Raw genomic sequence first — 21495 nt, 5'->3', positions numbered from 1 at the left:
GGGTCCGGCTTCAAGGATCATCTCGGGAGTCGGATGCTCCAAGGCCTGCGCGGCATCGCCGCCGGACACGAGAAGACCGCCACCTCCTTCGAAGCGGCGGCGCTGTTCACGGTGACGATCAGGGACAGCGGGCGGCACGGCCGCACCGCTTGAGTGCATCCTGCTGGTGAAACCGCCACGCGAGCGACCCGGGGCGGTTCGGTGCGGGCGCCGGCCGCATGCCGGTGTGCACGCACAGCGCGGGACTCGGCGGCAGCGACAGTCGGGCAATCGGCCGGAGAGCTCCCGGCCGGAGAGCTCCTATGCGAAGACCACCGTCCGGCGGCCGTTCAGCAGGATGCGGCGTTCCGCGTGCCACTTCACCGCGCGTGCCAGCGCCTGGCACTCCACGTCGCGCCCCGTCGCCACCAGCTGGTCGGGGGTGACGTCGTGGCCGACCCGCTCGACCTCCTGCTCGATGATCGGACCCTCGTCGAGGTCGGCCGTGACGTAGTGCGCGGTCGCGCCGATCAACTTCACACCGCGCGCGTGGGCCTGGTGGTAGGGCTTGGCGCCCTTGAAGCTCGGCAGGAAGGAGTGGTGGATGTTGATGATCTTGCCGCTGAGCTGCTTGCACAGGTCGTCCGACAGCACCTGCATGTAGCGGGCCAGGACCACCAGCTCCACGTCCAGCTCGCGCACCAGCTCCAGCAGCCGCGCCTCGGCCTCCGGCTTGGTGTCCTTGGTCACCGGGATGTGGTGGAACGGAAGGTTGTAGGAGCCCACCAGCTCGGCGAAGTCGGTGTGGTTGGAGACCACGGCCGCGATCTCGACGGGCAGCGCGCCGATCCGGGCGCGGAAGAGCAGGTCGTTCAGGCAGTGGCCGAACCTGCTGACCATGAGGACGACACGCATCTTCTCGTCGGCCCGGTGGATCTGCCAGTCCATCTGGAAGGAGTCACCGATCGCGGCGAAACTCGCGCGCAGCTTGTCCACGGTCACCGGGGCCTCGGCGGAGAAGTGGACCCGCATGAAGAACAGTCCCGTGTCCTGGTCGCCGAACTGCTGGCTGTCGACGATGTTGCAGCCGGTCATGAACAGGTAGCTCGACACGGCGTGCACGATGCCCTGCTTGTCCGGGCAGGAGAGGGTGAGGACGTACTGGTCGGCCGGGGCCGGGGCTCGGGTGGACTGCTCGTTCATGCACGCCAGGGTCTCATGTCCGCGGGTCCGTGTGGACCGCCGTCCCGCACCCCGGACGGCCCGGCGGACGCGGGGCCCACGCCGGAACGACGGGGCCTACGCGCTCCTGGTCAGGATCCGCAGCACCTCGAGCGTGCGCGGCGGCGCGTCCGGCTCCTCCCCGTCGGCCACCGAGAGCCGTACATGGGCGTCCCGTGCCGCCCGCACCGCCTCCGGCCACCCCTGGTGGTCGAGGTAGGCCGCCACGGGCGCGTCCGGCCCGACCTGGTGCATGATCCGCAGCACCCGCAGGACGGCGGTGTCGACGAGGGCCGCCTCCTGCGAGTCCCGGAAGATCGTGCCCACGTACTTCTCGGCCGACCAGTTGTCCAGCCAGGTGTCCTCGACGAGGCGGTACACGGCGTCGGTGACGTCGCCGTACCCCTCGACACCGGCCAGCCACACGTCGCGCTGGAAGACGGGGTCGGAGAGCATGTGCAGCGCGGAGCGCACATTGCTGCGCCAGCGCCACCACGGCATGTCGTTCAGTGGCATGCCGCCCATGGTGGATGAGCGACGACCGCGACGGGAAGAGTTCTCCGGACCTTGCACGGTCATCGATCGTACGTTCCTCATGAAACACCGATCATCGGACCCCGCAATTCACTTCGATGTCACCTTCTGTTGGCTGCCGATCACTCCTCGGTTAGCGGTGTGAGGGAATCGTGCGTGTGCATGACCGGCAGGCGACGCAGCAGCACCTCCTCCACCCGCTCCCGCGTTCCGGGCTCCGTCCGCGAGAAAGCGACTCACCGCGTCAGAACCGTCCTGCTGTCCGCGGGCGCACTGGTGGCCTGTGCGTCGATCGCGGTCGCCTGCGGGGTCGTCCCCGGTACCACGGGGGGCTCCGGGGACACCCGCGTGACCGTCATGACCTGGGCGCCCGACCAGACCTCGGCGACCAACAAGCCGGGCATGCCGGCGATGGCGCAGGCCTACGCCCGCTGGGTCAACGCCCACGGCGGCCTGAGCGGCCGCAAACTCGAGGTCCTGACCTGCAACGACCACAACGACTACGTGGACGCCGCGAAGTGCGCCCGGCTCGCCGTGAAGAAGCAGGCCGTCGCGGTCGTCGGCTCCTACAGCCAGTACGCCGGTTCCTTCCTCTCCCCGCTGGAGTCGGCGGGCATCCCCTACATCGGCGGTTACGGCCTCACCGACGACGAGTTCAAGAGCGTGCTGTCCTACCCCGTCAACGGCGGCCAGCCCGCGCTGCTGGCCGGCCTCGGCGAGGAGCTGGGCCGGACCTGCGGTGCCGTCGCCCTCGTGCGCCCCGACACCATCGCCGGCGACCAGCTCCCCCTGCTGCTGGACGCCGGCCTGAAGGCCGCGCACCACGCCCCGGCGGCCGACGTGCGCGCCGCCGAGGACGCCACCGCCCTCGGCGACCAGGCACGGCAGGCGCTGCGGGCGGCGACCGCGGAGCCGCGGAAGAAGGGATGCGTGGTGCCGGCGCTCGACGAACGCACGGGGATCTTCATGGACTCCTTCCGCCGTCTGAGCGCCGACTACCCGGCGGTAGGCACCGCGTCGGTGCTCGGCAGCGTCGACCAGTCGGTGATCGACGCCTCCGGCGGGGGCTCCGGCCCCTACGAGGACGCGTACGTCACCGGCTGGTACCCGGAGGCGTCGGACCCGCGCTGGAACCCGATGAAGGAAGTGATCAGGGAGCAGGCCTTCGGCGACAACCGGATCGATCCGGCCGACGCGGGCGTGCAGACCACCTGGATCGCGTACACGGTCCTGCGGAAGGTCGTGGAGTCCCTCGGCAACGGCGAGGTGTCCGCCCGTACGATCCGCGCGGCGCTCGACAACGGCCTGAAGGTCGACACCGGCGGCCTCACCCCGACCCTGCGCTGGCGGTTCCAGGACCTGACCGCGGTCGTCGACTTCCCCCGCCTGATCAACTCCGACGTCACCTTCCAGGCCGTGCGCGACGGGCGGCTGGTGGCGGCGCGCAAGGGCTTCGTGAACGTGTCGAAGACGCTGGAGAGCACGGACAGCGAGTGAGGGGTGCCGGGTACGCGCCGCCCTGTTCACCGGGCGGCGCGCACCGCCGTGCTCACAGCTGGGTCGGCCGGCGCTCGGTCAGCCCGTACTTCTGCGCGATGACGTTCCACAGCCGCGCGGCCCTCGCCTTCTGGGCGCTGGCCGTGCCGCTGTCCCGGTTGGCCACCTGGACCTGGGGGGTGACGCGCGCCCGGCCGTTCTTGCAGCCCTTCTTGCCCGAGACCTGGTCGGCCCAGGCCGCGTAGTGGATGTCGGCGGACGCGGACGCCTTCCAGGCGCTGGTCAGTGCGGCGGTCAGCGCGGCATGGTCGGGGAGCTTGTCGACCTGGAGTCCGGACAGCCGGCCGACCAGGTCGTCGCGCTGCTTGGCCGCGTCCCGTAGGACGCCGGCCGACTGGTCGAGGTTCTGGCACGCCTTGACGTCGGCGACCGCCTTGATCACCGCGTCACGGCTGTTGCCGCTGTCGGCGAGGAGCTTGTCCAGGGCGGCGGCCTGCGCCCGGGCCGGGTCGGCGGCGCCCTGCTGCGAGGCCTCCGGGGCGGCCGCGGTCGCGGCGACGGACTTGCCGGTGTCGTTCCTGCCGTCGCCGCCACCGCTGAGCAGGGCGCCGGCCCCGATCCCGAGGGCGACTATGCAGACGCCGATGCCCGCGATGAGGGGGACGCGGGAACGGGTACGGCCACCGCTCTGGTCGGCCGCGCCGACCGCGGGTGCGCCGGGGGCGTCCGCGCCGTCGAACCGCGGCAGGTGCTGGGTGGGTTCGGGGGCCCCGCCCGCGCTGCTGCGGAAGAGGTTGTCGAACTCGGCGGGCGGCGCCTGCCCGGGAGCCCCGGGCCGCACGGCGTACGGCTGCCCGGGCACGGGCGGAAGGTACTGCGTGGCCTGCGCGTTCGGGTCCGCGGCGGACGGCAGCGGACCGGCGGCGGTCCGACCGAGGAACTGGGTCGCCTGGTCAGCGGGCATCTCCGGGGGCAGCGCGCCCGGACCCACCGGCGGGATGTACTGGGTGGCCCCCTCGTCCGGAACTGCGGCCACCGGGGGTATGTACTGCGTCGCGCCCTCGTTCGGGGCGGCGGCAACGGGCGGCAGGTACTGCGTGGCGCCCTCGTCGGAGGAGCCGGCCGCCGGGGGCAGCGGACCGGCACCGGGGCTCTGCTGCGGGGGCAGGGGCTGCCCCGATCCGGCCGGCGGCTGCTGCCCCCAGGCCGAGCGCGGGTCCGCTCCCTGCCAGGACGGCTGTGCCCCCCACTGCGGGTGCTGGTCCTGGGGCTGGTTCTGGTGCTGGTCCTGGGGCGGGATCTGATGCTGGTTCTGATGCCGGGGAGCCTGTTCCGGCCCCCAGGGCTGCCCCCATTCCTGCCCGCCGGCGGGCGCGGGTGCGGGCGCCGGGGGTACGGCACCGTTCACCCCGCCCGGCCGGCCCGGCAGCAGAGGCGCGCCGCCGTCGGAGGGCAGCACGATGCCTTCGCGCGCCTGCCGCGCCGAGGGCTCCTCGCCCTGTCCACTCTGCGTCACCGGGACTCCTACGAATGGGGGACCTTCGGAATCGTCGGTTTACGCTACCGGGTCCCCGTCACCGGGTGCCACGCCGGACAGGGGGTGTACCCCGGGAGGCGCGCGGAAACGGCGCGACCGGCCAGCGACATCCCGCACCAACGAGACATCCGTCACCCCTGCGGCGATACCGCCCCCGGAGTCCGGGACGGAGCCCCGCGACCGCACCCCCGGCCCCGGGCACGCCACACAACCGCCGGGCACGTCATCAACCCGCAACCGCCGCAGGCGTCACGCGGCCGCCAGTTCCACCCGCGCCCCGAACTCCCGCACCACGGCCTCCTCCCGATACGGCGCCAACCGCTGCTGCAGGTCGTCCAGATACTCCGCCCCCCGGCTGGACCGCAGCGTGCCGAGCAGTTCCACGGCCTTCAACCCCGTGTGGCACGCCTGCTCCACCTCCCGCTGCTGCACCTGCGCGGTGGCGAGCAGCACCAGGCCGATCGCCCGCCGCCGGGCCCGGGACTCCGGGTGTCCGGCGAGCGACTCCTCCGCCCGCCGGGCCGCGGCCTCGGCCTGCCCCAGGTCCCGGTGACAGTGCGCCAGCTCGTCCGCCAGGTACGCCTCGTCGAAGTGCGCGATCCACGCCGGGTCGTCCCCGGACGCCGCGTCGGCCGACTCCAGGGCCGTCACCGCATGCCCGGACGCGATCTGCGTGGCACGTACATCGCCCATCAGTGCATGCCCGCGCGCCTCCGCCGCGTAGAACATCGCCTCGGCACGCGGGGTCACGCGCCCCCGTGCCCCCTCCTGCGCCGCCCGCGCCAACTGCGCGATCTCACGCGGGGTCCCGAGCTGCGCGGCGAGGTGGCTCATGGACGCGGCGAGCACATAGCCGCCGTAACCCCGGTCACCGGCCGCCTGTGCGAGCCGCAACGCCTGGATGTAGTACCGCTGCGCCAGCCCCGGCTGTCCGGTGTCGACCGCCATGTATCCCGCGAGCTCGGTCAACCGCGCGACGGCCCCGAAGAGTTCGCGTCCCACCGCGTCCCGGTACGACCCGGCCAGCAGCCCGGAGACGACGCTGTTGAGGTAGTGCACGACGACCGGCCGCACATGCCCGCTGCCGTACTGGTGGTCCAACTCGACCAGGGCCTGCGTCATCGCCCGCACCGCGTCCACGTCCGACTGCCCCACCCGCGGCCCGGCCGACCGCGCCACCTGCGGGTCCGGCCCGGAGATCAGCCAGTCACGGCTCGGTTCGACGAGTGCGGAGGCCGCGACGGAGGACCCGGACAGGAAGTCCCGGCGCCCGACGTCGCTGCGCCACAGCTCGCAGACCTGCTCGATGGCGCCGAGCACCGTCGGCGAGAACTGCAGGCCCACGCCGGACGCGAGGTTCTTGCCGTTGGCCATGCCGATCTCGTCGATCGTGACCGTACGCCCCAGCTTGCGGCCGAGCGCCTCCGCGATGATCGCCGGGGCTCGGCCCCGGGGCTGCTGTCCGCGCAACCAGCGTGCCACGGACGTCTTGTCGTAGCGCAGGTCGAGACCGTGCTCCGCGCCGCACATGTTGACCCGGCGGGCGAGCCCCGCGTTCGAGCAGCCCGCTTCCTGGATGAGCGCCTGCAGTCGTTCGTTCGGCTGCCGCGCGACAAGAGGCCTGGCGGCCATGGCGTACCCCCTACTTCCTGGCTCGGTTCGCCGAGTGGCCGGTGCACCGAAAAGATCCGGCCTTGAAGATCGATGCCCAGCGGACATACCTCTGATGCGAGACATGCGAAGATTGCCGGGGTAAGGGCTGATCCCGGCGCCCCTCACCTGGTTACCCCACCCCCACCGCGGTTCCCCGTGCGCGCCCCCACGCGTGCATCCATGCGCCCCACCCGCCGGGACGGTGCTCCTCCCCGGCGCATGTGGGATGAAAAGGACGTGCTCAAAAAGCATTGCTCCCGGCCCGGACAGCGCCGCGTGGGCGGCCCGTAACCCCCGGTGACCGCTAGAGTTGAGTTCATCGTGGAAGAGACCATCGCGGGCCCCGAAGCCGCCCACATCCCGAAGCAGCGCGGCGAGTCACTCCTTGATGTCGCCGTCCGTTACGTCGAGGAGCGTCACTGGGACGTGTTCCCCGGCACCTGGCTGGACGCCGTCGACGGGACGCACCGCTGCTCCTGCGGTCAGTCCGAGTGCCCCGTGCCCGGCGCGCACCCGGCGCACGGCGACTGGGCGACGCAGGCGACCGGCAGTGCGACCGTCGCGCGCGGTCTGTGGTCGGAGCGGCCGACCGCGTCGATCCTGCTGCCCACCGGGCGCACGTTCGACGCGATCGACGTGCCGGAGACCGCCGGGTTCCTCGCGCTCGCGCGCATGGAACGGATGGACCTGACACTCGGTCCGGTGATCCTGACGCCGGCGCGGCGCATGCAGTTCTTCGTGCTGCCGGGCGCGTCCGCGAAGGTGCCGGACCTGCTGCGCAAACTGGGCTGGCAGCCGAACACACTCGGCCTGGTCACGCTCGGCGAGGGCGCGTACGTGGCCGCGCCGCCCACCCGGTTCGGGTCGCGGGGGGCCGTGCAGTGGGTCCGGCGGCCCACGTCGGCGAATCGGTGGTTGCCGGACGCGGAGAAGTTGGTGTCGCCGTTGGCATATGCGTGCGGGCGGGATCGCTAACGGCCCCCGAAGGGGCGCACCCCCCGCGCCGTAGGGTTCTCCCATGAACGAGGGAACAGTTTCCGCTCCCGCCGCCGTACGCGTGCACGACCTGTGGAAGCGGTTCGGGGAACACGTCGCCGTCGCCGGGGTCGATCTCGAGTTGCCCGCCGGGCGGTTCATCGGGCTGGTCGGACCCAACGGGGCCGGAAAGACCACCACGTTGTCCATGGTCACCGGACTGCTCCGGCCCGACCGCGGCACCGTCGAGGTCGTCGGGCACGACGTGTGGCGCGACCCGGTCCAGGTGAAGGCCCGTATCGGGGTGCTGCCCGAGGGGCTGCGGCTCTTCGAGAGACTGTCCGGGCGTGAACTCCTCGGCTACACCGGCCGGTTGCGCGGACTGCCCGGCGCCGAGGTCGACAAACGGGCCGCCCAGCTCCTCGACGTCCTCGATCTGGCCGGGGCCCAGCACAAGCTCGTCGTCGACTACTCCACCGGGATGCGCAAGAAGATCGGCCTCGCCGCCGCGCTGCTGCACAACCCCGAGGTCCTCTTCCTCGACGAGCCGTTCGAGGGCGTCGACCCGGTCTCCGCCCAGACCATCCGCGGCGTCCTGGAGCGGTACACCGCCTCCGGCGCCACCGTCGTCTTCTCCTCCCACGTCATGGAGCTGGTCGAGTCGCTGTGCGACTGGGTGGCGGTCATGGCCGCGGGCCGCATCCGCGCGCACGGCCCGCTCGCCGACGTACGCGGCGACGCACCCAGCCTGCAGCAGGCGTTCCTCGAACTGGTCGGCGCGCACGGCCGCACCGCCGGCGCCGACCTCGACTGGCTCGGCGGCGGGGCCCGGTGAGCGGCCTGACCGCCGTCGTCGTACGGCTGAAGCTGTCCCTGCTGCTGGGCGGGCTGCGGCGGTCCGCCGGGCGGCGCGCCGCGTTCCTCGCGTCCCTCGTCCTGGTCCTGCTGTTCGCCGCCGCCCAGTTGCTCGGCCTGATCCTCCTGCGCGGCAACGCGCACGCCGCCGCCGTCACCGTGCTCGGCACCGAGGTCCTCGCGCTCGGCTGGGCCGTGATGCCGCTGTTCTTCCCCAGCGGCGACGAGACGCTCGACCCCACCCGTCTGGTGATGCTGCCGCTGCGCCCGGGGCCCCTCGTCCGGGCACTGCTGGTGGCGTCCCTGGTCGGCATCGGACCGCTGTTCACGCTCTGCATGGCCGTCGGCTCGGTGATCTCCGTGGCGCACGGGGCGGCCGCGTACGCCACGGCGGTCCTCGCCGTCGTCCTCACCCTGCTCAGCTGCGTCACCCTCGCGCGGGCCGTCGCCGCCGCCAACCTCCGGCTGCTGACCAGCCGCAAGGGCCGGGACCTCGCCGTACTGAGCGGGCTTGTCGTCGCCGTCGGCGCGCAGCTCGTCAACTTCGGCGCGCGCGAGCTGGGTTCGGCGGGCCTGTCTCGGCTGGACCCGGTGGGCGACATCGTGCGCTGGGTGCCGCCCGCCTCCGCGATCGGCGCGGTGGACTCCGTGAGCAAGGGCTCGTACGGCGTCGGGGCCGCCCAGCTCGCGCTGAGCGCGGCGGCACTGGCGGCCCTGCTGGCCGTGTGGTCGCGCAGCCTGACGAGGCTCATGACCGCACCCGACTCCTCCACGCTCCAGGCCGCCGAACCCGGCCCCCGGGAGCGGTCCTCGGGGGGCCTGTCCCGGCTGCTGCCCGCGGGCCGCACCGGTACGGTGGCGGAGCGCAGCCTGCGCTATGTGTGGCGCGACCCCAAGACCAAGGCGGCGTGGGTGACATCGCTGGCCATCGGGCTGATCGTGCCCGTCTTCAACGCCCTCCAGGGCACCGGCTCGATCTACTTCGCCTGCTTCGCGGCCGGCATGCTCGGCATCCAGATGTACAACCAGTTCGGGCAGGACACCTCCGCGTTCTGGATGGTCGCGACGACGATCTCCTCCACCCGCGACGCCCACGCGGAACTGCGCGGCCGGGCGCTGGCCCTGCTGCTGATCACCGTGCCGTACGCCGCCCTCGTCACCCTCGTCACGACCGCCCTGCTCGGCGCCTGGGACAGACTGCCCGAGGTGCTGGGGCTGTCCCTCGCGCTGCTCGGCGCGATGCTGGCCACCGGCGCCTGGTCCTCGGCCCGCTTCCCGTACTCGATACCGCAGGACGGCTACAAGAACGTGGTCCCCGGGCAGGCGGGGCTCGCCTGGATCTCCATCCTCGGCGGCATGGTGTCGGCGGCCCTGCTGTCCGCGCCCGTGATCGCGGCGACGATCTGGCTCAACGTCACCGCGGGCGGCGACGAATGGACCTGGCTGCTGCTGCCGGCGGGCGCCGCCTACGGCGCCCTGATCACCGTCCTCGGCCTCCGCCTCGCGGCTCCCCGCACAGCCGGCCGGCTGCCGGAGATCCTGGCGGCGGTCAGCAAGGGGTAGTCCGGCGGCCGGTTCCGGCCCTTCCACGGACGGGGAACCACGGCGCAAGGATTTTCCCCAATCTTCCGTGAAGGAGATGTGGGCTGGGTCACGGTCGAGTTGAATGTGGACGAAAGAGCGGACGAGCGTGCCGTATGGGCGGACGCGCAGGCTGCAGGGGGGTTCGGGTGAGTGCTTCCCGGCGGAGGGGGACCACGGACGAGCTGGGGCCGGACGAGCCGGAGCGGGATGGCTCGGATCTTCTCGCCGCGCTCCTCGACGGGATGGACGCGGCCCTGTGCGCCTTCGACGCGGACGGGGTCGTCACGCACTGGAACCGGGAGGCCGAGCGGATCCTCGGCTGGGCGGCGGCCGAGGCGGTGGGACGGCGCGGGTTCGCCGGGTGGGCCGTGCGCAGCGCCGACGCGGCCGAGGTCGAGGCATGGCTGATGTCCGCGATGCGGGCCCCTGGACGGCAGGTGCACGAGTTCGCACTGCTGACCAAGGACGGCGGGCGGGTGCTCGTACGCACCCAGTCCGCGGCGGTGCGGGGGCCCGACGGGAAACCCGCCGGGGTGTACTGCGCGTTCAGCGAGGTGCACGCGCAGATCGATCTGGAGCGGTCGATCGCGCTCAGCGAAGCCCTGTTCGAGGACGCGAGCTGGGGTGTCGTGCTCGTCGACGCGGATCTGCGGCCCGCCGTCGTCAACGCCCACGCGGCCCGGGCGCTCGGCATCGGGCGTACGGCCGTGCTGGGACGGCCCCTCGGGGACCTGCTCGCCCAGGGCGTCGAGGAGTTGGAGAGCGCCCTGACGTATGTGCTCGCCGAGGGCGCGCCGCCGGCGCCCGCCGAGATCTGGGTGAGCGTGCGGACCGCGGACGGCGAGAGGCGGCGGTGCTGGCGCAGCGGGTTCCTGCGGCTGGCCTCACCACTGGCGGAGGAGCCGGTTCCGCTTGGGGTCGGGTGGCTGTTCCAGGACGTCACCGAGGCCAAGCAGAGCGAGCAGGAGGCGGCCCTGCTCCGCTTCCGCTCCAACCAGCTGCACCGCGCCGCACGAGCCGCCGCCGAGTGCGAGGACCCGGGAGAGGCGGCCACCGTCCATCTCGACTTCGCCCTCGCCGGGTTCGCCGACCACGCCCTGATCGACCGGGTTGCGGGCGGCCGGGTGGCGGACGGGGCGGGGCCGGTGCGACTGGTGCGGGCGGCGGAGACGCCGTCCGGTGCACCCGGGCCGAGCATGCTCACCGGCAGGGCGGGACTGCCGGTGCGCTACGACGAGGGGCATCCCGCCCTGCAGTGCGTGGAGCGCGCCGGGTCCGTACGCGCCGAAGCGGGCGCCGCCGACCCGGCGCAGGCGCGGGCTTGGGCGCTGGCCCGGCAGTGGCCCGCGGACGCGGTGCACGCCCTGTGCGCGGTGCTGCGCAGCCGGGGGCGGACGCTGGGTGTGGTGACGTTTCTGAGAGGGGCCGGGCGCAGCCGGTTCGAGCGGGTGGACGCGGTGTACGCGGAGGACGTGGCGGTACGGATCGCCGCGGCGCTGGACCTGTCCGACGTGGCGAAGGGCCGGGCGGGGGCGTGAGGCGTGGACGCGGCTACCCCTGGTGGTAGAAGATCCGGTCGGCGTACTCCCGGAACACCCGGGCGTTCCACTCGTGGCCGCCGTCCACGTTGCCCGACCTGAGGAGCGGCGGTTCGATGCCCCGGTCCGCCAGGCTCGCCGCGGCCGTCGCCATGACCGCCTGCAGCAGTGCCGTGGTGACGACCGTCGAGGCGGGGGCGAAGGGGACCGGGACGCTGTCGAGGCTGAGTTCCGCGTCACCCGGCGCGATCTTCGAGTCGAGCACGATGTCGCAGTGGTCCCTGAGGTACGTACCGGACGAGTGCCGCGATTCCGTCTCCGCCGCGTACGCCACCGAGGTCACTCCGACGACCTTCACGCCCAGCGCGCGGGCATGCATCGCCATCTCCACGGGCAGCGCGTTGCGGCCGGACAGGGAGATGATCACAAGGAGGTCGCCGGAGCGCAGCGGGCTCGTGTCGAGGACCGCGCTCGCCAGGCCGTCCACGCGCTCCAGCGCGGAGCCCAGCGTCGCCGGCATGACGTCCACGCCGACGGCACCGGGGACCGCGAGCAGGTTCATCAGGGCCAGGCCGCCGGCCCGGTAGACCAGATCCTGCGCGGCCAGCGAGGAGTGCCCGGCGCCGAAGGCGAACAGCCGGCCGCCCGAGGCCACGGTGTCCGCGATCAGGGTGCCGGCCGCCGCGATCTCCTGCGCGTCCTCGTCCCGCAGGCGCCGCAGCAGCCCGATCGCCGCGTCGAAGAACCGCCCCGCCGGTGTGCTCCCGCCCTGCGGCTCCCCGCCGCTCGGCCCTGCGCTCATCGGCGACGCCCCTTCGAAGTCGGCCCGTGTCGCGGATCACGGTGCGGTCCGGACCAGCGGGATGTCAATACGGCCCGGAGCCGCCCGGTGCGCGGTCGGGGCCCGCGGCCGAGCCGGGAACCGGCGCCCCTTGGCGCGCCGGGGGCCGTGCCGACGCGCTCCGGAGCCTCCGGTTCCCTCGCCGCGCCCCGGTTGTCGGTGGGATGAGTCAGAATTGACTCCAGGGCCAGCGCACACGCCGGTGAGCAGTCGAGCCTCCGGCAGATCTCTTCGAGGGGCACGTATGTCCGGATTGATCGACACGACGGAGATGTATCTCCGTACCATCCTCGAGCTCGAGGAGGAAGGCGTCGTCCCCATGCGCGCCCGTATCGCCGAGCGGCTCGACCAGAGCGGCCCGACCGTCAGCCAGACGGTGGCGCGGATGGAGCGCGACGGCCTGGTGTCGGTCGCCGCCGACCGGCACCTCGAGCTCACGGACGAGGGCCGCCGCCTGGCCACCCGCGTCATGCGCAAGCACCGCCTCGCCGAGTGCCTCCTGGTCGACGTGATCGGGCTGGAGTGGGAGCAGGTGCACGCCGAGGCGTGTCGCTGGGAGCACGTGATGAGCGAGGCGGTCGAGCGCCGCGTCCTGGAGCTGCTGCGCCACCCCACCGAGTCGCCGTACGGCAATCCGATCCCGGGCCTGGAGGAGCTCGGCGAGAAGGAGATCGCGGACCCGTTCCTGGACGAGGGCATGGTCTCGCTGGCCGACCTGGCTGCGGGCACGGACGGCAAGACGGTCGTCGTACGCCGTATCGGCGAGCCCATCCAGACGGACGCGCAGCTGATGTACACGCTGCGGCGGGCGGGCGTGCAGCCCGGCTCGGTGGTCAGCGTGACGGAGTCGGCGGGCGGTGTCCTGGTCGGCAGCGGCGGTGAGGCGGCCGAACTGCGGGCGGACATCGCGTCCCACGTCTTCGTGGCCAAGCCCTGAGGACCCGAGCCCCCGCAGACGCCCCTGGTCCCGCTCGAACCCCCCGAACCTCCCGCGCCCCTCATCCGTCCCGTCCCCGCAACTCCTGTGACTCCCGGGGCTGTTGTGATGATTTCGCGATCGTACTGCAATCAAGATTCAGTGAGCGGAATCGCAGCGCGCGGAGCGTTCGCGTGCGAGGCTGTCGCATGAGGCATATGACCTGAGGGCTCTTGGCCGGACCTGACAGCGATGTCAACAGCCGGGAAGGGGAGGGAGGATGTGCCCGGACGTGATCCCGGACCCGTGGAGGGCCCCGGCGCCGATGGGCGCCGGGGCCTGTCCTCCCCTGTTCCGACCCGGAGCCCCGAGCTCTCAGGGTCGCCCCCTCGGACCGGTTTTCCCCGAGCGGTCCGCCTCCCGCAGAAGATCTCCCCGCGCAGACAGCGGCCAATCCTCGAGGGAGGTCACTCGAAGGTGGGGTGTTGCCGCCGAAAACGGCGCTTTCGAATAGCCATTCGATAGCGTGGGCGGTGACGATCTCGCCGGGCCGGGCGCTGTACCAACCAGCACGTCCGACACACGGCAAGTACCAGGCACCACCGCCCGGCGGCCACACCCGGGGCCGGCGGTGACCGCCGACACCAGCAGGCGCAGCACGACAGCGGAAGCACGACCAGTACACGAGCGCGCGGACCGACCGCCGACGCGGAACCGAGCGGTCCCGGCCGAGCAGGGGGGTGCCAGGACGATGCGTCGCATCGACGTGACCGGAGCGGGCGGTGTACGCCTCGCCGCATGGGAGTTCGCCGACCCGCCCAAGACCGGCGACGGCGAGCACACACCGGGCGTGCTGTTACTGCACGGCCTCATGGGTCGCGCCTCGCACTGGGCACCCACCGCCCGCCGCCTCGCCGAACGGCACCGCGCCGTCGCCCTCGACCAGCGCGGCCACGGCCGGAGCGACAAGCCCGCCGACGGCTACACCCGCGAGGCCTACATCGACGACGCCGAAGCCGCCCTCGAACAACTCGGCCTCGCCCCGGCCGTCCTCATCGGCCACGCCATGGGCGCCCTGACCGCCTGGCAGCTCGCCGCCAAACGCCCCGACCTGGTGCGCGCCCTGATCATCTGCGACATGCGGGCCTCCGCACTCGGCGCCGCCTCCCAGCGCGAATGGGAGAACTGGTTCAAGTCCTGGCCCCTCCCCTTCGCCACACTCGCCGACGTCCGCAAGTGGTTCGGCGAGGACGACCCCTGGGTCGAGCGGCCGAACCCCGCCCGCGGCGAGTTCTACGCCGAGGTGATGACCGAGTCCCCGGACGGCTGGCGCCCCGTCTTCGAACCCGAGCACATGCTGAGGTCCCGCGAGACCTGGGTGTACGACGCGCACTGGGAGGAACTGGCCCAGGTGCGCTGCCCCGCCCTGGTCGTCCGCGGCCTGGACAGCGAGCTGGGCCGCGCGGAGGCCCAGGAAATGGTCCGCGTCCTCCCCCACGGCCAGTACGCGGAGGTCCCCGACGCCGGCCACTACCTCCACTACGACCAGCCGGAGGCCTGGCGAGCGGCGATCGATCCGTTCCTGGACGGCGTCCTGACCCCGTGAGCGCCGCCGGCCACGCCGGTCGGCCGGGTCCGGGGCGCCGATTTCTCGAAAAATCGATTGCCTGCCCTCCGACCGCTTCCTAGGGTGTGAGGTACACGGAAGGGAGGTGGTTCGGCAGATGTATGACAACCGGACGCGTGAGGTGGCTGCGGGCTAGTGGCCCGCCGTCGTACTCGGTTCGGCGCCGGACCAGCGCGTGTGAGATGCGCGCAGCCGGCCTAATCCAACGCAGTCACCCGGTCCGCGGGCTCGCCGGTACGTCCGGCCGGCTCCTTCGTCTTTCGGCGGAGGACCTGAGCTCGCGGGCCGTCTGCGTTTTCGGGCGCCGGGATCAGGGGCTGAGGCGCTCCGCCCGCCAGGTGCCGTCCGGTTCCGCAACGTAGCGGAGGCGGTCGTGGAGGCGGTTTTCGCGGCCCTGCCAGAACTCGACCGTCGAGGGTGCGATACGGAAGCCGCCCCAGTGCGGGGGGACGGGGACCTGGGTGCCCTCGGGGTAGCGGGCCGTGAGTTCCCGGTAGGCGGCGTCGAGTTCGGCGCGGGAGTGGATGACCGAGGACTGCGCGCTGGACCAGGCGCCGAGCTGGGAGCCGTGGGGGCGGGTGCGGAAGTAGGCGGCGGTTTCGTCGCGGCCGGTGCGGCGGGCGGTGCCGGTGACGATCACCTGCCGGGCCATGGGGTGCCAGGGGAAGAGCAGGGAGACGTACGGGTTGGCGGCGAGGTCCCGGGCCTTGCGGGAGTCGTAGTTCGTGTAGAAGACGAAGCCCTGTTCGTCGTACTGCTTCATCAGGACGGTGCGGGAGCTGGGGCGTCCTTCGGCATCGGCGGTGGAGACGATCATCGCGTTCGGTTCGTAGATCATTCCGGCGAGGGCGGCCTGGGCGGCCTGTTTGAACCAGCGGGCGAACTGGTCCATGGGGTGGGGGGCGAGCGAGGACTCGTCGAGGCCTTCGGCGCGGTAGTGGGCGCGCATTTCGGCGGGGTTGGCGGACAGGTCCTCGACGGGCCCTTCGGCCGCGTGTTCGACGATGGGTTCGATAACCGGGTCCGTGGTGGATTTGGCGGCGGGGTGCACGGGCGGCTGGGCTGCGGGTTCGTCCGGGTGGCGGTCGGTCACGTCGTCATCTTGCCGTACGCACCCGGGGCCGTCGGCGGCTTGTGGACAGTGACCACGGGGCGGGTGGGCTTCATCACTGTGTGGCACTGAGTGCCGCTTGCTCTCCCCAAAGGTGGCACTCGGAGATATCGTGCTGATGCCGCTCGGGTCGGGTGACCGCCGACCGATCGGGGCATCAACCGGGGTGACCGTTTCGGACCGCGAATTTTCGAGAACGACCGCTACAGACCGTGGAGCCGGGCCGGCGTACCCCTTCCGCCGTACACATCACGAGGAGCCGCCTGATGTCCGATTTCGTACCCGGACTCGAGGGAGTCGTCGCGTTCGAGACGGAGATCGCCGAGCCGGACAAGGAGGGCGGTGCCCTGCGGTACCGGGGCGTCGACATCGAGGACCTGGTCGGCCACGTCTCCTTCGGGAACGTGTGGGGGCTGCTCGTGGACGGCGCCTTCAACCCCGGACTGCCGCCCGCCGAGCCCTTCCCGATCCCGGTGCACTCCGGTGACATCCGGGTGGACGTGCAGTCCGCGCTGGCCATGCTCGCCCCCGTGTGGGGCCTGAAACCGCTGCTGGACATCGACGTGGAGAAGGCCCGCGAGGACCTGGCCCGGGCCGCGGTCATGGCGCTGTCGTACGTCGCGCAGTCGGCGCGCGGCCAGGGTCTGCCGATGGTGCCCCAGCGGGAGATCGACAAGGCGAGGTCCGTCGTCGAGCGGTTCATGATCCGCTGGCGGGGCGAGCCGGACCCGAAGCATGTCGCGGCCGTCGACGCCTACTGGACGTCGGCCGCCGAGCACGGCATGAACGCCTCCACCTTCACCGCGCGGGTGATCGCGTCCACGGGCGCGGACGTGGCCGCGGCCCTGTCGGGTGCCGTGGGCGCCATGTCGGGACCGCTGCACGGCGGTGCGCCCTCCCGGGTGCTCGGCATGATCGAGGAGATCGAGCGCACCGGTGACGCGGAGGCGTATGTGAAGGGGGCCCTGGACAGCGGCGAGCGGCTGATGGGCTTCGGCCACCGGGTCTACCGGGCCGAGGACCCGCGGGCGCGGGTGCTGCGCCGTACGGCCCGTGAGCTGGGCGCGCCGCGGTTCGAGATCGCGGAGGCGCTGGAGAAGGCGGCGCTGGAGGAGCTGCACAACCGCCGTCCGGACCGGGTGCTCGCCACGAACGTGGAGTTCTGGGCGGCGATCGTGCTCGACTTCGCGGAGGTCCCGGCGCACATGTTCACGTCGATGTTCACATGTGCCCGCACGGCCGGCTGGTCGGCGCACATCCTGGAGCAGAAGCGCACGGGACGCCTGGTGCGCCCGTCGGCCCGCTACGTGGGCCCCGGACCGCGCAGCCCGCGGGAGGTCGAGGGCTACGCGGACATCGCGCGCTGACGCCGCGCCGGCGACCGGGGAGCGCTGGGCGGTCCTCAGCCCAGCGCCTCCTCCAGCAGCGCCGCCCACTGGGCCACGACCCCTTCCCGACGGGCGGCGTCGTCGGTGAGGAGGTTGGCGAGGCCCAGGCCGCGGGCCATGTCCAGCAGGCCCTGGACGGTCTCGCGGACGCCCGGCCTCGTCTCGTCGGCGCCCAGCAGCTCCACGGCGATGCGGTGGGTCTCGCGGCCGACGCGGGCCTCGAGCTCGGTCACGCGGGGGCGCAGCTGCTCCTCGTTGGAGGCGGCGACCCACAGGTGCAGGGCGGCGCGGAACAGCGGCCCGGTGTAGAGGTCGACGAGGGCCGCGACCACCGCCCGCCGGTCGGCGGGGCCCTGCGGGAACAGGGCCCGCAGGGCGGTGGAGCGCTCCTCGGCGACGTACTCGACGGCCGCCGTGAACAGGTCCTCCCGGGTCGGGAAGTGGTGCTGGGCGGCCCCCCGGGATACGCCGGCGCGTTCGGCGACGACGGAGACCGTGGAGCCCGCCCAGCCGTGGTCGGCGAGGCAGGCCACGGCGGCCTCGAGGAGCCGTTGCCGGGTGGCCCGGCTGCGGTCCTGCTTGGGGAGCCGGTCCTGCTTGGGGAGCCGGTCCTGCTTGGGGAGCCGGTCCTGCTTGGGGAGCCGGTCCGGCTGGGGGACTCGCTCGCGTTCTACTGTGCTCACACCACCCATGAGGGGTCCCGTCGTTCCAGGAAGGCCGTCACTCCCTCGCGGGCCTGCGGGGAGGAGAACAGCCGGGCCGAGAGCGCGGTCAGGTCGGCCGCGTCCCGGTCGAAGGTCTCAAGCACAGTAGCGGTGAGGAGCCGTTTGGTCTCCGCCAGGGCCCGGGGTGCGGCCCGCCGCAGTCCGTCGAGCACAGGTTCGATGACGTGGTCGACGTCGTCGCCGGTGGCGGTGAGCAGTCCGGTGCGGACGGCTTCGGGGGCGTCGAAGCGTTCGCCGGTGAGGCAGTGGCGGGCCAGTGCGCGCGGGTCGGCGCGGGGCAGCAGGGGCAGGGAGATGACGGCGGGTGCGACTCCGATGCGTACCTCGGTGAAGGCGAAGGTGGCGGCGCTGGACGCGGCGGCGATGTCGCAGGCGCCGAGCAGGCCGAGGCCGCCCGCGCGTACGTGTCCGGTCACCCGGGCGACGACGGGTTTGGGCAGCTCGACGATCTGCCGCATCAGTGCGACCAGGGCGTCGGGGGCATGGGGGTCCCCCCTGCTCGAGCGGAGCCGAGAGCTTGGGGGAGGGTCGCGCAGGTCGGCGCCCGAGCAGAAGGTGGTGCCGGTGTGGGTGAGGACGACGGCGCGTACGTCGTGGTCCTTGCCGCAGGCGGTGAGCGCGTCGGCCAGGCCGCCGACGAGTGCGGCCGACAGGGCGTTGCGGTTGGCGGGCGAGTCGAGGGTGAGGGTGGTGATGCCGCGGTCGTGGGTGGTGCCGACGAGGTCGGTCATGTGCGCTCCCTCAGCTGCCGGCGGAGGATCTTCCCGGACGCGGCGCGCGGCACGGCGTCGACGAAGGTGACGTTGCGGACGCGTTTGTAGGGTGCGACGCGTTCGGCGACGTACATCATGACCTCGCCCTCGGAGAGGTCGTCGGCGCCGGGGCGGCGGACGACGAAGGCGTGGGGGACCTCGTTGTGGTCGTCGTTGTAGACACCGATGACGGCGGCGTCGGCGATCTCGGGGTGGCTGAGGAGGAGGGCTTCCAGTTCGGCCGGGGCCACCTGGAAGCCCTTGTACTTGATCAGTTCCTTCACGCGGTCGACGACGAACAGCCAGCCGTCGGCGTCGACGTACCCGACGTCCCCGGTGTGCAGCCAGCCGTCCCGGTCGATCATCGCGTCGGTGGCCTCGGGCCGGCCGAGGTAGCCCTTCATCACCTGGGGGCCGCGGAAGGCGATCTCGCCGGCCTCGCCGACGCCGAGGTCCTTGTCGGGGTCGTCGAGGGACAGGATGCGCATCTCGGTGCCGGGGACCAGTTTGCCGACGGTGCCGGGGGGCGCGTCGTGGGCGTCGAGGGGGACGACGTGGGTGCACGGGGACAGCTCGGTCATGCCGTACCCCTGGCCGACGGGCGGCAGGCCGAGGCGCTCGGCGCAGGCCAGGGCCAGCTTGGCGTCCAGGGGTGCCGCGGCGCTGATGATGTACTTCAGGGACGACAGGTCGTACTGGGCGACGACCGGGTGCTTGGCGAGGGCCAGCACGATCGGTGGGGCCACGTACAGGCCGGTGATGCGGTGGACCTGGATGGCCGCGAGGAAGGTGTCGAGGTCGAAGCGCGGCAGTACGACGACGGTGGCGCCCTGCCGCAGGGGCGCGTTCATGAGGGCCGTCATGCCGTAGATGTGGAAGAAGGGCAGCACGGCGAGGATGCGCTCGCCGGGTCCCGTCCCGATGAGCGGTCGTATCTGCGCGAGGTTGGTGGCGATCTGGCGGTGGGTGAGCATGACGCCCTTGGGGACGCCGGTCGTCCCGGACGAGTACGGGAGTGCGGCGATGTCCCGCGCCGGGTCGATGACGACCTGGGGTTCCGGCGCGGTGGAGGCCAGCATGTCGATCAGCGACCGGTGGCCCGGCGCGCTGTCGCAGACGAAGATCTCTTCGACGCCGCCCGAGAGTTCGGCGGCGCGGCGGGCCGTCTGGAGGAGCGGTGACACGGTGATGATCCAGCGGGCCGCCGAGTCCCGCAGCTGCTTGGCGAATTCCTCGGGCGTGGCCTGCGGGTGCACGGTCGTGACGGAGGCGCCCGTGCGGGTGGCCGCGTAGAAGGCGAGCGGGAAGGCGAGCGTGTTCGGGCTGTGCAGCGCGAGCACGTCGCCCTTGCGCGCCCCGGCCGCGGCGAGCGCGGCCGCGATCCGCCGGTGGAAACGGTCCAGTTGTTCGTAGGTGAGGGTGGTGCCGTCCGTGCCGTCGATCAGGGCGGGCAGCCCGCCGAACTCGGCGGCCCGGCCCAGCACCGCGTCGTGGATGGGGAGTTCGACGGGCGGGACCTCTGCGTACTCGCTGCGGAACACTGTTCCTCCTCGCGCCGGCGTGCCGGGTGTCAGTACGACTTGGGCAGACCCAGGGTCTGGTGGGAGATGTAGTTGAGAATCATCTCCCGGCTGACCGGTGCGATACGAGACACGCGCGCGACCGTGATGAGCGAGGCGAGTCCGAACTCCCGGGTGAGACCGTTGCCGCCGAGGGTGTGCACGGCCTGGTCGACGGCCTTCACACAGGCCTCCCCGGCCGCGTACTTGGCCATGTTCGCGGCCTCACCGGCGGCCGCGTCGTCCCCGGAGTCGTACAGGAAGGCCGCCTTCTGCATCATCAGGCGGGCCAGTTCCAGGTCGATGTGCGCCTGCGCCAGGGGGTGCGCGACGGCCTGGTGGGCGCCGATGGGCTGCTGCCAGACGGTACGGTCGCGCGCGTACTCCACGGCGCGGGAGACCGCGTGGCGGCCGAGGCCGATCGCGAAGGCGGCGGTCATGATCCGCTCCGGGTTCAGCCCGGCGAACAGCTGGAGCAGGCCCGCGTCCTCGTCGCCGACGAGCGCGTCGGCGGGCAGCCGTACGTCGTCCAGGGTCAGCTCGAACTGCTTCTCGCGGCCGGGGAGTTCCATCTCGATCTGCCGCCGCCCGAAGCCGGGGGTGTCGCGGGGGACGATGAACAGGCAGGGCTTGAGCCTTCCCGTTCGAGCGTCTTCGGTGCGGCCGACGACGAGGGTCGCGTCCGCGATGTCGACGCCGGAGATGAACACCTTGCGGCCGTTCAGGATCCAGTCTCCCCCGCTCCCGGCCCCGCTCGAGCGGGAGGCGCCCCCACCCTCGCGGCGTGCGGTGGTGGTGATGCGGTGGGAGTTGGAGCCGGCGTCGGGTTCGGTGATGCCGAAGGCCATGACGCGGGTGCCGTCGGCCAGACCCGGCAGCCACTGCTCTTTCTGGGTGCGGGTGCCGAAGCGGGCTATGACCGTGCCGCAGACGGCCGGCGAGACGACCAGCATGAGCAGGGGGCAACCGGCTGCGCCCAGTTCCTCGAGGACGATGGAGAGTTCGGCGATGCCGCCGCCTCCGCCTCCGTACTCCTCGGGGAGGTTCACGCCGAGGTAGCCGAGCTCGGCGGCCTCCGACCAGAGTTCCTCGGGACGGTGGTTACGGCCGTGGCGGGCGCCGAGGGTGGCTACCGCCGTCCGGAACGCCTTGTGTTCTTCCGATTCGATGAGGGGGCTCATGTCCGTCTCCCGGGTGCGGGTG

The 21495-nt window shown here is 72.4% G+C and carries 18 protein-coding genes; 8 read left to right on the top strand and 10 right to left on the bottom strand.

The features are described 5' to 3' along the window. Nucleotides 1–300 precede the first annotated feature (300 nt). Complete coding sequence (gene purU, locus AC5WS8_RS18135; protein ID WP_496104430.1) at nucleotides 301–1182, bottom strand: formyltetrahydrofolate deformylase; 882 nt, start codon at nucleotides 1180–1182, stop codon at nucleotides 301–303. A gap of 96 nt (nucleotides 1183–1278) precedes the next feature. Then, nucleotides 1279–1779: an SCO4402 family protein gene (locus AC5WS8_RS18130; protein ID WP_496104429.1), complete on the bottom strand. Its 501-nt coding sequence runs from the start codon at nucleotides 1777–1779 to the stop codon at nucleotides 1279–1281. Nucleotides 1780–1896: 117 nt separating this feature from the next. Here AC5WS8_RS18130 and AC5WS8_RS18125 point away from each other — a divergent pair, with 117 nt between their 5' ends. Beyond that, complete coding sequence (locus tag AC5WS8_RS18125) at nucleotides 1897–3231, top strand: ABC transporter substrate-binding protein (RefSeq protein WP_496104428.1); 1335 nt, start codon at nucleotides 1897–1899, stop codon at nucleotides 3229–3231. 52 nt (nucleotides 3232–3283) lie between these two features. On the opposite strand, the gene AC5WS8_RS18120 is transcribed toward AC5WS8_RS18125, so the two are convergent. After that, nucleotides 3284–4747, bottom strand: a complete 1464-nt coding sequence (locus AC5WS8_RS18120; protein WP_496104427.1) for a hypothetical protein — start codon at nucleotides 4745–4747, stop codon at nucleotides 3284–3286. Between the two features lie 270 nt (nucleotides 4748–5017). Further along, nucleotides 5018–6400, bottom strand: a complete 1383-nt coding sequence (locus AC5WS8_RS18115) for an NsdA family TPR-like regulatory protein (RefSeq protein WP_496104426.1) — start codon at nucleotides 6398–6400, stop codon at nucleotides 5018–5020. Between the two features lie 342 nt (nucleotides 6401–6742). Here AC5WS8_RS18115 and AC5WS8_RS18110 point away from each other — a divergent pair, with 342 nt between their 5' ends. From AC5WS8_RS18110 to AC5WS8_RS18095, 4 genes are all read left to right on the top strand, one after another. After that, the gene (locus tag AC5WS8_RS18110; RefSeq protein ID WP_496104425.1) at nucleotides 6743–7396 is read left to right on the top strand and encodes a bifunctional DNA primase/polymerase; all 654 of its coding nucleotides are present in this window, start codon (nucleotides 6743–6745) and stop codon (nucleotides 7394–7396) included. A gap of 43 nt (nucleotides 7397–7439) precedes the next feature. Next, complete coding sequence (locus AC5WS8_RS18105; RefSeq protein ID WP_496104424.1) at nucleotides 7440–8231, top strand: ABC transporter ATP-binding protein; 792 nt, start codon at nucleotides 7440–7442, stop codon at nucleotides 8229–8231. After that, nucleotides 8228–9814 (top strand): transporter, encoded by a 1587-nt coding sequence (locus tag AC5WS8_RS18100; RefSeq protein ID WP_496104423.1) that lies wholly within the window; start codon nucleotides 8228–8230, stop codon nucleotides 9812–9814. Before AC5WS8_RS18105 ends, AC5WS8_RS18100 begins: the two co-directional genes overlap by 4 nt. A 167-nt stretch (nucleotides 9815–9981) precedes the next feature. Next, the gene (locus AC5WS8_RS18095) at nucleotides 9982–11373 is read left to right on the top strand and encodes a PAS domain-containing protein (protein WP_496104422.1); all 1392 of its coding nucleotides are present in this window, start codon (nucleotides 9982–9984) and stop codon (nucleotides 11371–11373) included. Between the two features lie 13 nt (nucleotides 11374–11386). Here AC5WS8_RS18095 and AC5WS8_RS18090 read toward each other — a convergent pair whose 3' ends face one another. Next, nucleotides 11387–12175 (bottom strand): SIS domain-containing protein, encoded by a 789-nt coding sequence (locus AC5WS8_RS18090; RefSeq protein ID WP_496104421.1) that lies wholly within the window; start codon nucleotides 12173–12175, stop codon nucleotides 11387–11389. Nucleotides 12176–12458: 283 nt separating this feature from the next. Here AC5WS8_RS18090 and AC5WS8_RS18085 point away from each other — a divergent pair, with 283 nt between their 5' ends. Then, a complete protein-coding gene (locus AC5WS8_RS18085; RefSeq protein ID WP_496104420.1) occupies nucleotides 12459–13151 on the top strand; it encodes an iron-dependent transcriptional repressor DtxR in 693 nt (230 codons plus the stop codon). Between the two features lie 730 nt (nucleotides 13152–13881). Next, complete coding sequence (locus AC5WS8_RS18080) at nucleotides 13882–14736, top strand: alpha/beta fold hydrolase (RefSeq protein ID WP_496104419.1); 855 nt, start codon at nucleotides 13882–13884, stop codon at nucleotides 14734–14736. 331 nt (nucleotides 14737–15067) lie between these two features. Here the strand turns inward: AC5WS8_RS18080 and pdxH are convergent, their stop codons facing one another. After that, a complete protein-coding gene (gene pdxH, locus AC5WS8_RS18075; RefSeq protein ID WP_496104527.1) occupies nucleotides 15068–15706 on the bottom strand; it encodes a pyridoxamine 5'-phosphate oxidase in 639 nt (212 codons plus the stop codon). Between the two features lie 428 nt (nucleotides 15707–16134). Here pdxH and AC5WS8_RS18070 point away from each other — a divergent pair, with 428 nt between their 5' ends. Beyond that, a complete protein-coding gene (locus AC5WS8_RS18070; protein ID WP_496104418.1) occupies nucleotides 16135–17235 on the top strand; it encodes a citrate synthase 2 in 1101 nt (366 codons plus the stop codon). Between the two features lie 35 nt (nucleotides 17236–17270). Here AC5WS8_RS18070 and AC5WS8_RS18065 read toward each other — a convergent pair whose 3' ends face one another. Genes AC5WS8_RS18065 through AC5WS8_RS18050 form a run of 4 tightly spaced genes read right to left on the bottom strand, consistent with a single transcriptional unit; the run spans nucleotide 17271 to nucleotide 21473 of the window. Next, nucleotides 17271–17948, bottom strand: a complete 678-nt coding sequence (locus tag AC5WS8_RS18065; protein ID WP_496104417.1) for a TetR/AcrR family transcriptional regulator — start codon at nucleotides 17946–17948, stop codon at nucleotides 17271–17273. Then, nucleotides 17936–18712, bottom strand: coding sequence for an enoyl-CoA hydratase family protein (locus AC5WS8_RS18060; protein WP_496104416.1), 777 nt, complete (start codon nucleotides 18710–18712; stop codon nucleotides 17936–17938). The genes AC5WS8_RS18065 and AC5WS8_RS18060 overlap by 13 nt, the downstream gene beginning before the upstream one ends. After that, a complete protein-coding gene (locus AC5WS8_RS18055) occupies nucleotides 18709–20274 on the bottom strand; it encodes a 4-coumarate--CoA ligase family protein (RefSeq protein ID WP_496104415.1) in 1566 nt (521 codons plus the stop codon). Before AC5WS8_RS18055 ends, AC5WS8_RS18060 begins: the two co-directional genes overlap by 4 nt. Before the next feature lie 29 nt (nucleotides 20275–20303). Then, nucleotides 20304–21473 carry an acyl-CoA dehydrogenase family protein gene (locus tag AC5WS8_RS18050; protein ID WP_496104414.1) on the bottom strand — a complete coding sequence of 390 codons (1170 nt, stop codon included), beginning with the start codon at nucleotides 21471–21473 and terminating at the stop codon, nucleotides 20304–20306. Between the last annotated feature and the right edge of the window lie 22 nt (nucleotides 21474–21495).

Source organism: Streptomyces sp. PTL18 (assembly GCF_059510295.1).
This window is presented reverse-complemented; position numbering and strand designations above follow the sequence as displayed.

Bases quoted from the DNA above. Each gene is read 5' to 3' on its own strand.
- AC5WS8_RS18105 (WP_496104424.1), top strand. From the start codon at position 7,440: ATGAACGAGGGAACAGTTTCCGCTCCCGCCGCCGTACGCGTGCACGAC.
- AC5WS8_RS18065 (WP_496104417.1), bottom strand. From the start codon at position 17,948: ATGGGTGGTGTGAGCACAGTAGAACGCGAGCGAGTCCCCCAGCCGGAC.
- AC5WS8_RS18085 (WP_496104420.1), top strand. From the start codon at position 12,459: ATGTCCGGATTGATCGACACGACGGAGATGTATCTCCGTACCATCCTC.
- AC5WS8_RS18070 (WP_496104418.1), top strand. From the start codon at position 16,135: ATGTCCGATTTCGTACCCGGACTCGAGGGAGTCGTCGCGTTCGAGACG.
- pdxH (WP_496104527.1), bottom strand. From the start codon at position 15,706: ATGCGCGCCCACTACCGCGCCGAAGGCCTCGACGAGTCCTCGCTCGCC.
- AC5WS8_RS18115 (WP_496104426.1), bottom strand. From the start codon at position 6,400: ATGGCCGCCAGGCCTCTTGTCGCGCGGCAGCCGAACGAACGACTGCAG.
- AC5WS8_RS18130 (WP_496104429.1), bottom strand. From the start codon at position 1,779: ATGACCGTGCAAGGTCCGGAGAACTCTTCCCGTCGCGGTCGTCGCTCA.
- AC5WS8_RS18060 (WP_496104416.1), bottom strand. From the start codon at position 18,712: ATGACCGACCTCGTCGGCACCACCCACGACCGCGGCATCACCACCCTC.
- purU (WP_496104430.1), bottom strand. From the start codon at position 1,182: ATGAACGAGCAGTCCACCCGAGCCCCGGCCCCGGCCGACCAGTACGTC.
- AC5WS8_RS18080 (WP_496104419.1), top strand. From the start codon at position 13,882: ATGCGTCGCATCGACGTGACCGGAGCGGGCGGTGTACGCCTCGCCGCA.
- AC5WS8_RS18050 (WP_496104414.1), bottom strand. From the start codon at position 21,473: ATGAGCCCCCTCATCGAATCGGAAGAACACAAGGCGTTCCGGACGGCG.
- AC5WS8_RS18090 (WP_496104421.1), bottom strand. From the start codon at position 12,175: ATGAGCGCAGGGCCGAGCGGCGGGGAGCCGCAGGGCGGGAGCACACCG.
- AC5WS8_RS18125 (WP_496104428.1), top strand. From the start codon at position 1,897: ATGACCGGCAGGCGACGCAGCAGCACCTCCTCCACCCGCTCCCGCGTT.